The sequence below is a fragment of the Prevotella sp. ICM33 genome (assembly GCF_000517825.1).
GTDB classification, from domain to species: Bacteria; Bacteroidota; Bacteroidia; order Bacteroidales; family Bacteroidaceae; genus Prevotella; species Prevotella melaninogenica.
On sequence record NZ_JACD01000055.1, the window covers coordinates 1 to 12,645 of the forward strand.

Consider the following 12,645-nt stretch of genomic DNA (forward strand, 5'->3'; position numbering starts at 1 on the left):
ACTCCGTGTGCCTATTATATAAGACTTTTAGTTTATCACTCCATATTTCGGAAGAACCGTATTTTACGACTTTTGTAATCATCAAGAGAAAACAATTCTACTAAGCAATTTTATGGTGGTAATGGCGTTTATTACATAAAAGGGGTATAGACTAAAATTCTGTTTTGGTCAGCCTTTTAGGACATATGCACTTATTCGTGATTGTTGATATTGGTAAATTCGTGAGGTATGAGATACTACTTACTTTCTATTCTCTTGTCAGTTTTGCTCGTTGCTTGCAGCAGGAACGATGGACCCGTTTATCCCAAAGAATTTATAGGGAACTGGGCAGGTGTGGAAAAGACAGACATTGGTATGTATCCAATCCTTGAAGTGACGGATTCTACCGTTGCATACGACCCAGGCATAGGCGATACTTGCAGGTGGTTTAATAGTTATCACTTTGTGAACGACTCTCTTTTTTTAGTCTATGAGGAAGAAGATACCAACCGTTGTAAAGTCATAGAGTTACACGATAGTATACTGATTATCAAAGGCTTGCCATGGAACGAGGAGAAAGCAGTTAGCTTTGTACGACAAAAAAGATAAGTAACGTGTCTAAAATCGTCCTATTCATTTACGATAACTCCTTTATCTAAGTTTATTGTAAGCCTCTTACGTTCCTTGCTAAGGTCCTTCAGAAACTTGAATTTCACCCTATAGTCTTCACGAGTAATCCCTGCAACCCCCTTTTGATAGATGACGCTATAATATGAGAACAAAGCTACATCCGCCATTAAAACACCCTCTTTCTTATAACCTAAGTATTGCTGAAAATAGGAGTCAAAGGGAAGAAACTCATCTTGATGCCCATGAATATACTTCCTTACGACAGCCTTTGCGAGTTCAAACTCCTTGTCACTCAGTTGTTTCGGCACCTCTGTTCGCCTCTTATCAAACAGCGAGTCACCATTAGCCGTTACTGCCTTCTCAGAAACAACATTGTATATTTTCTGTCCTTCTTCGTCCTTTACGTAGACTGACACCGTGTCGTATGGAGAATGAACAGCCTCTGCCTTCCTCGTCCTCGTCGTACAAGAGAGCAGAAAGAAGCAAGAAAAGAGTATTAGAACCGTCTTCATACGTCACAATTACTTACTCTTCAAGGGAATATCCCCTACAAATATCCAAACCGAACCAGTCTTCTCATTCGCACTTTTCATTAATGGCGAGAAGATACTGTCAGCATTTTCTCTTGCGATAGGATACCGCTTATTCATAAACCAAACGGCATCCTTCGTGCGATAAAGATTCATTTTGATATAGGGTTTATCCGAAACATAATAGCCACCATATTCTTTCAAATCCTCATAATTGGGGAAGTCTTGCACCAAGATACCCTCTGTCAGTCCCTGACCTGTTATGGTATGCGAGAGGACTCCATCGGTATATACCCATCCATGCAACAGTGTAAAGAACTTATTTCCGATACCTATTGGAGCCGTGTTGAAGTCGTAATCTCCACATTCCATGATGACTATGTCGTCCTTGAACTCCTTTAGATATTCCCTCTGGTCAGGGAAACGACCTGCTGCGACTCCCGAATCCTTCTGCCCACCAGCCGTCTTTGTCTTGCAAGCAGTCAGTAGAAAGGAGAGAAAGAGCAGTGTTAGTACTGTTTGATATCGTTTCATATGCATCGTTGTTGTTCGTTTGTAGTGTTCTAAAATAGGTGCTATTAGCTACGCCAAAGATAGTAAAAGTTTTGCATACGACAATGTAATTCTACTGATTTTCAGCCATAAAAGAAAAATCCTCTTCACCCGAAAGAATGAAGAGGACGCACATTTTATATTGTTTTGAACTTACAATGCAGTGAAAGCAGCTACAAAACCGAAGATGATACCCGGTGTGTTAGCAATTGCTACTGGCCAATCGCGCTTCTCCTTGAACAAACCGTAAGCAACCCACAAGGTACAGTTTACACCTGCCATAAATGGCTGAATAAAAGATCCTTTGTTGCCTGCGAGGTTACTTTGTATCTGTGGCAGGTAGAAAACATACATTAAAACTGCTGTCACCATACCAACCCATCCCATTGCAGAGAAGAACTTTTCTTTTGTCATATTATCCTGATTTTATTTGTTTATGAATACAAGAAAGATTTAGTTTATATCTTTTCTTTAGCTATCTAACATTTCATTTTAACGCTACAAAGATACAAATCATTTCTTTTTTAAACAAATGATAGACAAAATATATCGTTTCATCTATTACTTTCTTATCTTATATCAGTTATTTGATATAGCTGAATCCTAATTAAAATACTTTTGAATACTATCCATTAGGGGTGTCAAATCACGATTGAAAACCCTTCCGTGGCGGTCAACCCTCTGCAGAGCATAGGCGATGAAAAGCCTACGTTTAGCACGTGACATGGCTACATAGAACTTACGAGCATCTTCTTCGTCTTGCTGTTTCGTCTTGTTATAGGCGTTCGGGTAGCGCCCATCGGCTGCATCAAAGATGATAACATTATCAAACTCCAGTCCCTTTGCCTTGTGAACGGTCGTCACATAGATACGCTCAAGAATACTCTTACTATTGCAGAAGTCGGCTTCTTTCAGCGTATTAATATCCATTACATACTGCGAGAGCTGTGGTGCAAGGGCATTAGCGACCGTCTCATCCGTCAGCATGTCTATGCGGAGATAACGGAGGATATAGTCTAATCGGGGAATGTCATTGATTAAACCATCGGAATGAAAGGCGTTATAAGCAGCGGAGAGCTCGCTGACAAGGGCTGGCTCATGGTCGGTTGATAGCTTATAGAGTCGGTTGACAGCCTCTCGATAGCATTCGCCATAATTGCTACGGAGCACATTGGCAAAGGGTTTCACCTTCGGATGACGGATGAAAGCCTCTTGTTGTGCTTGCTTCTCACGTGCTTTCTCAGCACAGAGGCGTACAAGACTGACCGTTGCCTTCACATCATCAATCGCCTGATGACTATTAACACCCGCCAACTGGAAGGTTTCAAGCAGGCTTTCCAACTTATAAGAATGAAGGCTCGGAGCCAATAGTCTTATCAGTTTGAGCGAGTCGAAGCAACGAATATCATGTGCCTGCATCGTGTCATTGCAGTAACGTTGCAGATTATTGTCCACTATGTTGTAATCATAGTTGGCGTTATGACCAAGGATAGGACTGGTCCCAACGTAGGCAAGGAAACGTCGTAAGGCATCAGAGGGAGAGAGTAATTCGCCAGTAGACATCTTCTCATGATAGATAGCATACATCGGATTCTCCTTATCACCGAGCATTGGTAGAATCGGTTTATCGGTCTCTATGTAGAGGTCAAGCGGTTCGCCAACCACTTCCCCACCCTTGATTCGGATGGCAGCAATCTCTATAATATCATCTTGAAAGACATTCAAGCCTGTTGTTTCAGTATCGAATACAACAATTTCTTCCTCGTTGTAGGCACGAAGAAACTCTGCTGTGTAACAGCTTTCGGGATAGAGAAGGAAGTCGGATGGCGACAGTGCCAACTGCTTTAGCTTCCAATTAAATCGGCGAGCAAGGGCATGAGAAGGGAAGGCACGCACCCCTTTCATGATACGTGTCCACGCTATAGAATTATGTTCATTAGAGAGTACACTCAAATGTGCCAACAATAGCTTGACATCTGGTGTATCGAAGAGGTCGCGACCAGACACCTTAAAGTGAGTCAGCCCTGCTTCCGTCATAGCTTCACTGATACGATCAGCATCCGAATTAGCACTAACGATGACGGCTGTACGCTCCTCCTTATTCTGCTCGTAAAGGGAGAGTGCCTCAGTGGTAATATCCTTGTGTTCGGCTTCTATCGTACTACTATGTATGATTCTCAAGTCTCCCGACGTAGCCTTAGTGTCATTATCGGAAAGAGGGAGTAGTTCGCGGTCTATCTTCAGTTGCTTTTCTGCGTAGTCATTAAAGACGTCAAGTAGATATTTTGGTGAACGGTGGTTACGCTGCAGATGATGAATATTACCCTTACAGCGCATCTTCAAGAGGGTTAGTGTCTCCACTTTCGCCCCCATAAAAGAGAAGATAGCCTGCTGTTCGTCGCCTAAGTACATCACCATCGGGTTGTCTTCTGCTGTCAGTAAGTCGATAATAGCAAGCTGCATACCATTAAGATCCTGCACTTCATCGACCTGTATCCATGGATAACGCTTGCAGGTAGGGTCAGAACGATAGATATCATAAGTATAGAGCAGTAAGTCTTCGAAGTCAAAGAGGTGATTCTCCTCCTTGTATCGGGCATAACAATTAGCGTAATACATCTTCCAAAGGAGTACACGAATCCTATCTGCTGTCTTTCCGTCAAGCCCGGGTGCATTCGCCTCATCCATGTATTCCTGTGCATGATGATAGATATTCACTACTGCCTGCTCGTCGTATTCAATCTTTTGTGAGGCACAGATATGCTTTACAGCTTCTCGATCATCATCCGTGAAACTCTCTGGATGAAGGTAATACTTCCATGGATGCTGGTGTTCCATCTGATAGATGAAATGCTGAAAGAAGATAATCGTCTGATAACCTTTGTATCGATTGAAGTCTCTTGTTACTCCTTCTTCGTCCTCATTGCGATAATCAGCGATAATACTCACCGCCTCTTCGTCGTCAATAATGGCAGAATCGGCTGGTATACGTCCCTGCTCAAAGAGGAACTTAGAACAAAAACGATGCACATTACCCACCATCAGTTCAGAGAAATCACCTCCCACCACCTTTTGAATACGGTTGGTCATCTCTCTTGCAGCACGATTCGTGAACGTAAGACAAAGCATATCCTCATACTTCACACCCCTTTCTCGTGCGTATCTTATCCTCTCTGCGAGGATATGTGTCTTACCACAGCCCGGTGATGCAAGCACAAGATGATATCCCTGACTTGCCTCAACAACTGGAACTTGATATTTATCTAAACTTGGTGTGTAATTATTTGCTTCCATAGAAAGTATTTTTATAGCAGTAGATGCTCCTCCTGCAAAAGTAAGAAAAAGATTGGAAATAACTCGTTATCAAGTTAAAAGAATAGAAATAAAGTTGTAACTTTGCATATAGCAACCTTACGTTATACAACATTGAGCCTCATCTATAAAATTAACAAACGATAGATGGCTCAACCATTTAATATAAAACTATGCAGGACTTTGCAGCGATTGACTTTGAAACAGCAAACTTTGAGCGGTGTAGTGTATGCTCGGTGGGCGTGGTGATAGTAAGAGGAGGAGAGATTGTCGATAGCTTCTATTCTCTTATACAGCCCGAACCGAATCATTATCATTGGCGGTGTACGCAGGTGCATGGACTTACATGTGCAGATACTGACGGTGCACCCGTATTCTGTGAAGTATGGAAGCAGATAGAACCAATGATTGAAGGCTTACCACTTGTAGCCCATAACGCATCTTTCGACAAATCATGTCTGAAGGCATCCTTCTATACCTACCAAATGGATTACCCTGATTATGAATTCCTTGATACACTGAAGGCTGCACGACACCACTTCCCTCACCTCCCCGACCATCAGTTACATACGGTTTCTTCTGCCTGTGGTTATGAACTAACCGACCACCATCACGCCCTCGCTGATGCGGAAGCTTGTGCGTGGATAGCACGAGAAATATTGTAGGGTGATGGGTGATAGGTGTTGGATGTTAGGTGATGATGATCACTTGGGTGGTAGGTGGTGGATGTTAGGTGGTGATGATATGCTACGTGAGAGGTGTTGGTGATAACTATGATGGGCTTTTTCGAGGGGGGTTGTCATCATAGTCTTTATATAAAGTCACCATTATATTTATATAAAGTCATCATCGTCTTTATATAAAGAGGATGTCAAGAATAAGGCTCGCACCCCTCTTCAACGAACGTACAGAGCCCCCGCACGTGTTGTGTTAAGGCTCCGCACATATAGTGTTAAGGCTTAATAGTAATCTTATTAGACAATGACTACATAAAAGAACATTGTTGATACGAATGGTATATGCTGTTAGAAAGAAGTTAGAATAGCCTTAGGAAGTGGGAGACATCTGATAGTTTTGGGGTTATCCATTATCAGAAACGAATCATTGAGCAGAATATATAGAAACGAAAATGGGTGTTGATGAATAGCGTAAAACATCATCAACACCCATTACTTATTATCAAAATTCTATAAAGTCTTTACTTTTACAGCGTATAACTCAAAGATGTCAAGTATAGAAAGGGCAAATCATCAACACCCATTATTCATCAACCAACACCTAAGTGCCCATCAACACCTAACACTTAACACCTTTCACCCAACACTACGCTCCCTCAAACTCGCGAAGGAAGCGAGTATCGTTCTCAGAGAAGAGGCGGAGATCGCTTACACGATATTTGAGGTTAGCAATACGCTCAACACCCATACCGAAGGCATAACCTGTATATACGCTTGAATCAATACCACAAGCCTCAAGGTCGTGTGGATCAACCATACCACAACCAAGAATCTCAACCCATCCAGTGTGCTTACAGAAACCGCAGCCCTCACCGCCACAGATGTTACAGCTGATATCCATCTCTGCACTTGGCTCAGTGAATGGGAAATAGCTTGGACGAAGACGAATCTTTGTATCTGCACCAAACATCTCACGAGCAAAGGTGAGAAGCACCTGCTTTAGGTCGGTAAAGCTAACATTCTTATCAACATAAAGACCCTCTACCTGATGGAAGAAGCAGTGTGCACGAGCCGAGATAGCCTCATTACGATATACACGACCTGGGCAAAGCACACGGATTGGAGGTTCGTGTGTAGACATATAGTGTGCCTCATCATTAGAAGTGTGGCTACGGAGAAGAACGTTCTTCGTAACGTCCATTGTGCTGCTGCGCTCAATGAAGAAGGTATCTTGCATATCACGTGCAGGATGATCAGCAGCAAAGTTCAACATAGTAAACACGTGCTGGTCGTCATCAATCTCTGGACCCTGATAGAGAGTGAAACCCATACAAGCAAAGATATCAATAATCTCGTTCTTTACAAGAGTCAACGGATGACGTGTACCGAGGTTAATAGGATAAGCAGTACGTGTCAAGTCGATATCATCATTCTGTGCCTCACTTGTTTCAAGCTGGTCCTTGAGTTCGTTAATCTTATCCTGTGCACTCTGCTTAAGTTCATTAATCTTCATGCCGACAACCTTCTTCTGTTCGGCTGCCACATTACGAAACTCGCCCATCAACGCATTGATTTCACCCTTCTTACTAAGGTATTTCAGACGGAGTTGCTCCACATCATCAGCACTCTTAGCCGTGAGTGCGCTCACTTCCTTGAGAAGTTCTTCTATCTTGTCTAATAACATAGTTCTTGATTATTTTCCTGCAAAGGTACAATTTATAATCGTAACGGAGAAATTACCCTAATATAAATTTATAAAAATCCTATCTTATTAGAAATAAATATTGTACATTTGCAGGAAATTTGAGATGAATAAAAAGAGAGTATGAAAAAAGCTTTTTTACTTATTGTGTGTGTTTGTGTAGCTATGGTAGCTGTTACTACAGGTTGCACAAGCAAGAAAGTTGATGGCGATGACAGTACAACTACTGATTCTACGGCAGCAGAAGACACTGACACTGTAGATAGCGTTGACTCTGCCACGGAGGTGATTGCTGCTACTCCTATGCCAAAGGCTGCAGACCAATTGTTTGATGACTTCTTCTTTAACTTTATTGCTAATAAGAAGTTGCAGATGAATCGTATTAAGTTCCCACTCCCTGTAGTCAATGGTACAAAGACTACGGAGCTGACTCGTGGAAACTGGAAGATGGATTATTTCTTCCGCAAACAGGGCTATTACACGCTTATCTTTGATAATGAGAAACAGATGAAGTTCTCTAAGTCTACCGACTTGGATAGTGTCATCGTTGAGAAGATACATTTAAAGAGAGGTACGATAGAGCAGTATTGGTTCGATCATCAGGATGGTAGCTGGAAGTTGAATCAGATTCGTAACATCACATTCAAGGATAGTTATAACGCATCTTTCTATACCTTCCTGTCACACTTCTTCGCCAATGGTGGTAAAGGGGCTGTGAAGACTCCATTAGCTTATACTGGTCCAGATCCTAATGGTGAGGAGACTAACGTGGTCAACACCACTATCCCTGCCGAAGAATGGTCATCATTCTTACCAGAACTTCCACACGAAATGATTTATAACATCCTTTATGGTCAGAAGTATTCAGACACAGATCGCAGGATTGTTACCTTCCGTGGGTTGTCTAATGGCGCTGAAACGCAGCTCATCTTTAAGCAGAATGGTAAGAGTTGGCGCTTAGAGAAGGTTGTAGCTTATTAACGAACAGACCCCTGCCTACCTTGGTAGTGGGTCTTTCTTTATTAAGAAGCACCTGCTATTCATGTTATTGTTATGGATTATCTGATTCATAAAGAATAACACCTTTCTATAAATAGGAACAAAGGGAAACGCAAAAACAATATCAGAAACATGAAAATAGAACATAACTATAGTCTACTAAAGCATAATACCTTCGGCATTGACGCCAAATGTCAGCGTTTTGTTGAATACGAATCAGCAGAGGAAGCACAGGAACTTGTGCGCTCCTTGAAGGAAGAGGACTATCCACTACTGATTCTCGGTGGGGGTAGTAACCTTCTACTCACTGGTGATTTCAAGGGAACCGTACTCCACTCTGGCATCTCCTTTATCGAGCAAATCGACGAAGAACGTGTACGTTGTGGCTCAGCTTACGTATGGGATGACTTTGTAGACTATTGTGTTTCTCACGATCTCTATGGTGCAGAAAACCTTTCTATCATTCCGGGTGAGTGTGGTGCGAGTGCTGTACAAAATATCGGAGCCTATGGTGTGGAAGCTAAAGACCTAATTGATGAGGTTGAAGCGGTGGAGATTGCCACTGGTGAAGTGCATCATTTCAAGAATGCTGATTGCGAATACAGCTATCGACAGAGTAAGTTTAAGCATGAATGGCGCAATAAGTATCTTATCACATCGGTGACCTATCGTCTTTCTAAGACTTATCAACCTAAACTCGATTATGGTAATATTCGTGCAGCATTGGCTGAACAAGGCATAGAGAATCCTACGGCAGCAGAACTTCGTCAGACGATTACTGACATCCGTAACGCGAAACTTCCTGACCCAAAGAAGATTGGCAATGCGGGTAGTTTCTTTATGAATCCTATTGTTCCTAAGGCTAAATACGAGGAGTTGGCAGTGCAATATGAACGGATGCCCCACTATACTATTGATGCTGACCATGAAAAGATTCCAGCTGGTTGGATGATTGAACAATGCGGTTGGAAGGGTAAGGCATTAGGTCCTGCAGGCGTTTACGATAAGCAGGCTTTGGTTTTGGTGAACCTTGGTGGTGCAACAGGTGCTGATGTAGTCAGGCTCTACCAGACTATTCAGCATGATGTGAAGGAGAAGTTTGGAATTGAGATACATCCAGAGGTGAATACTTTTCCCAATTAAAGCCTCCCCCAGCCCCTCCGAAGGGAGGGGAGTGCTAAACAAAAGTAACTACTTCTTTAGGTTGTGGTATGGTTTAATATTAAGACTTATCCTAACAACTGCAACATCCAACCATAAACACTCGTTATAAATAAGCTTTTAATTAAGAAATGCTTATAAAGCATCAAACCAACTTTTAAGAACATTCCCTTTGAAGCAAGAAGAACTCATAAACAACGAGCATTCCGTTAGGCACTCCCCTCCTTTGGAGGGGTTGGGGGAGGTCTTCACCTTCCTCGGTACTGGCACCTCCAATGGCGTCCCTGTACTTGGCTGTAGCTGTGATGTTTGTAAGAGTAAGGACCCACGCGACAACCGATTACGCACCTCTGCTTTATTGGAAACGGCAAAGACGCGTATTGTCATTGACAGCAGTCCTGACTTTCGCCAACAAATGTTGCCACAACCTTTCCGTAAGATTGATGGCTTATTGATTACACATATCCACTATGATCATGTAGGAGGGATTGACGACGTGCGCCCTTATTGCGCCTTGGGGGATATAGAAGTGTATGCCAACGAGAACACTTGTGACGGCTTACGTCATAATTTCCCTTATTGTTTCACAGACAATCCTTATCCAGGAGTTCCCAAACTGAACCTTCATAGTATTCAACCGCATGTAAAGTTTACGATTGGTGACATCGAAGTGATGCCTATCTCTGTGATGCATGGCGGACTACCCATCCTCGGTTATCGCTTTGGGAAACTCGCTTATATAACGGATATGAAAACTATTAAGGATGAGGAACTCCCTTATCTTGAAGGTGTTGAGACACTGGTTGTAAATGCTTTGCGCTGGGAACGTGAGCACCACTCCCATCAGTTGATATCTGAAGCCATTGATTTCAGCCGAAAGATAGGAGCAAAACGCACTTATTTAACCCATCTCACCCATAAGATTGGCTTACATGAAGAGGCACAAAAACTCCTTCCAAATGATGTTTTCTTTGCCTACGATGGTTTGAAGATTCACGTTTAATCTTAGTCGTATTAATGAACATATAACTACAAAACAAGTTTGTTTTTAGTTTCCTGTCACTTTTAACATTTAAGGTTATATCATTGTATGATAGCCTGTTAAGTATCTAAAAAGAGTGACAACAGTGACAGGAAAAGTAAACTTTAATATCTTTTTCTCTCCCCTTACCCAAAACCCAAACCAGTAATTAGTGTCCCCTGAGTAAGATACACCCAAAGATAAAGAAATTTATTTACAAAACATTCGAAGAAAAGGTAGAAAAATGGGGTAAACATGAGATATTTTAACACCTATGTAAGTTACTTGTTTTCAAACAGTTGTAAAGAAGCAATCCAAAAGGTGCTTAATAAGGGTTCAAAAGGGCGTTAGTAAGACCTCAAAAGGGCATCTTTTGCAAGTCAAAAGGGCGTTATTTGCAAGCGATTTGGTGGTCTCTAAAAAATCAATATGTGAAAAAATCGGACAAAAAGGAGTCTTCAGAAGTTTGGATTGACAAGCTATGTCTTTTGTGTTTAGGATATTAGAAATATCCCATAGAGCAAATCTATGTTTCTTGCTGCAAATTTAGAGTTGCACTGTGTGCCTTATTATAATAGCTTTTTACCACTCCATATTTCAAAGAAGCAGAATTATACATATTGTGGGGGCATGAGATTTGGGTTAAAGGACATAAAAACAGCGTTTTTCATTAGCATTTTTCAGATTTTATGAGTAACTTTGCCATGTGGCAGTGTATACCTGTTCGAACAATAGGGAAGTACACTTTTCAACACAAAAATAAGCAATAATAGAAATTACTGAATGAAAGAATTTATCATATCTGACGTCAAGGCGGAAACAGCCATCCTTGTGGGTCTTATTACAAAGGACCAGAACGAGGACAAGACGAAGGAATATCTTGACGAATTAGAGTTCCTCGCTGACACTGCTGGTGCTATCACTGTGAAGCGATTCACACAGAGAGTGACAGGTCCAAGTGCTGTTACCTATGTCGGCAAGGGTAAACTTGAAGAAATAAGAGATTACATCAAGATGAAAGAAGACGAGGAGGAGCCTATCGGTATGGTCATCTTCGACGACGAGTTGTCGGCAAAGCAAATGCGCAATATCGAACAGGAACTCGGTGTGAAGATATTAGACCGCACCTCTCTCATCCTCGACATCTTTGCTATGCGCGCCCAGACAGCCAACGCAAAGACACAGGTAGAGTTGGCACAGTACCGCTATATGCTTCCACGTCTGCAACGTCTGTGGACTCACTTGGAGCGTCAGGGTGGTGGTTCAGGCTCTGGTGGCGGTAAAGGTTCGGTAGGTTTGCGTGGTCCAGGTGAGACCCAGTTGGAGATGGACCGCCGTATCATCTTGCAGCGTATGACCCTTTTGAAGCAAAGACTTGCTGAGATTGACAAGCAGAAGGTGACACAACGTAAGAACCGTGGCCGTATGATTCGTGTTGCCTTGGTGGGTTACACGAACGTGGGTAAGTCAACCACCATGAACCTCTTGGCTAAGAGTGAGGTATTTGCAGAGAACAAACTCTTCGCAACACTCGACACAACCGTGCGCAAAGTGGTTGTAGACAATCTTCCGTTCCTGTTAGCTGACACCGTTGGATTTATCCGTAAGTTGCCAACCGACTTGGTTGATTCGTTTAAGTCAACACTCGATGAGGTGCGCGAAGCCGACCTTCTCTTGCACGTTGTGGACATTTCACATCCTGACTTTGAGGAACAAATACAGGTAGTCAACCAGACTCTGTCTGAACTTGGTTGTGCTGACAAGCCTTCGATGATTATCTTCAACAAGATTGATAACTATCATTGGGTGGAGAAAGAGGAAGACGACCTCACACCAGCAACCAAAGAGAATATCACCTTGGACGAACTGAAGAAGACATGGATGGCTAAGGAGCATGACAACTGTCTCTTTATTTCAGCCAAGGAAAAGGAGAATATCGACGAGTTCAGAGAGGTGCTTTACAAGAAAGTACGCGAACTCCACGTGCAGAAGTATCCTTACAATGACTTCCTTTACAATATCGAAGAGGAATAAAGACTATTGGGCATATTTGCCTTATTGGGCTTATTAGGCTAATAAGAC

Annotated in this window: 11 protein-coding genes; 6 read left to right on the forward strand and 5 right to left on the reverse strand. The window is 42.3% G+C overall.

Annotation, left to right across the window (positions count from 1 at the left end; all coding sequences use genetic code 11):
* Positions 1 to 228: 228 nt before the first annotated feature.
* Positions 229 to 588: a hypothetical protein gene (locus HMPREF1505_RS06560; RefSeq protein WP_036923815.1), complete on the forward strand. Its 360-nt coding sequence runs from the start codon at positions 229 to 231 to the stop codon at positions 586 to 588.
* A gap of 20 nt (positions 589 to 608) precedes the next feature.
* Here HMPREF1505_RS06560 and HMPREF1505_RS06565 read toward each other — a convergent pair whose 3' ends face one another.
* The 4 genes from HMPREF1505_RS06565 to HMPREF1505_RS06580 all read right to left on the reverse strand — a co-directional run bounded on the left by HMPREF1505_RS06565 (position 609) and on the right by HMPREF1505_RS06580 (position 4,985).
* A complete protein-coding gene (locus HMPREF1505_RS06565) occupies positions 609 to 1,121 on the reverse strand; it encodes a hypothetical protein (protein WP_036923816.1) in 513 nt (170 codons plus the stop codon).
* 9 nt (positions 1,122 to 1,130) lie between these two features.
* Positions 1,131 to 1,673, reverse strand: a complete 543-nt coding sequence (locus HMPREF1505_RS06570) for a hypothetical protein (RefSeq protein WP_231480362.1) — start codon at positions 1,671 to 1,673, stop codon at positions 1,131 to 1,133.
* Between the two features lie 171 nt (positions 1,674 to 1,844).
* Positions 1,845 to 2,105: a SemiSWEET family transporter gene (locus HMPREF1505_RS06575; protein WP_036923818.1), complete on the reverse strand. Its 261-nt coding sequence runs from the start codon at positions 2,103 to 2,105 to the stop codon at positions 1,845 to 1,847.
* A 189-nt stretch (positions 2,106 to 2,294) separates the two neighbouring features.
* Positions 2,295 to 4,985, reverse strand: coding sequence for a 3'-5' exonuclease (locus HMPREF1505_RS06580; protein WP_036923819.1), 2,691 nt, complete (start codon positions 4,983 to 4,985; stop codon positions 2,295 to 2,297).
* Positions 4,986 to 5,176: 191 nt separating this feature from the next.
* Between HMPREF1505_RS06580 and HMPREF1505_RS06585 the strand changes: the two genes are divergently transcribed.
* Complete coding sequence (locus HMPREF1505_RS06585) at positions 5,177 to 5,668, forward strand: 3'-5' exonuclease (protein WP_036923820.1); 492 nt, start codon at positions 5,177 to 5,179, stop codon at positions 5,666 to 5,668.
* Positions 5,669 to 6,326: 658 nt separating this feature from the next.
* Here the strand turns inward: HMPREF1505_RS06585 and pheS are convergent.
* The gene (pheS, locus tag HMPREF1505_RS06590; protein WP_036923821.1) at positions 6,327 to 7,364 is read right to left on the reverse strand and encodes a phenylalanine--tRNA ligase subunit alpha; all 1,038 of its coding nucleotides are present in this window, start codon (positions 7,362 to 7,364) and stop codon (positions 6,327 to 6,329) included.
* Between the two features lie 141 nt (positions 7,365 to 7,505).
* Between pheS and HMPREF1505_RS06595 the strand changes: the two genes are divergently transcribed.
* From HMPREF1505_RS06595 to hflX, 4 genes are all read left to right on the forward strand, one after another.
* On the forward strand, positions 7,506 to 8,363 hold the full coding sequence (locus HMPREF1505_RS06595; protein WP_036923822.1) for a DUF4348 domain-containing protein: 858 nt from the start codon (positions 7,506 to 7,508) through the stop codon (positions 8,361 to 8,363).
* Positions 8,364 to 8,504: 141 nt separating this feature from the next.
* The gene (gene murB / locus HMPREF1505_RS06600; RefSeq protein ID WP_255326827.1) at positions 8,505 to 9,524 is read left to right on the forward strand and encodes a UDP-N-acetylmuramate dehydrogenase; all 1,020 of its coding nucleotides are present in this window, start codon (positions 8,505 to 8,507) and stop codon (positions 9,522 to 9,524) included.
* Positions 9,525 to 9,714: 190 nt separating this feature from the next.
* Positions 9,715 to 10,545, forward strand: coding sequence for an MBL fold metallo-hydrolase (locus HMPREF1505_RS06605; protein WP_231480363.1), 831 nt, complete (start codon positions 9,715 to 9,717; stop codon positions 10,543 to 10,545).
* 801 nt (positions 10,546 to 11,346) lie between these two features.
* Entirely contained in the window at positions 11,347 to 12,597 is a 1,251-nt protein-coding gene (hflX, locus tag HMPREF1505_RS06610; RefSeq protein WP_004360339.1) for a GTPase HflX, read from the forward strand.
* Positions 12,598 to 12,645 lie beyond the last annotated feature (48 nt).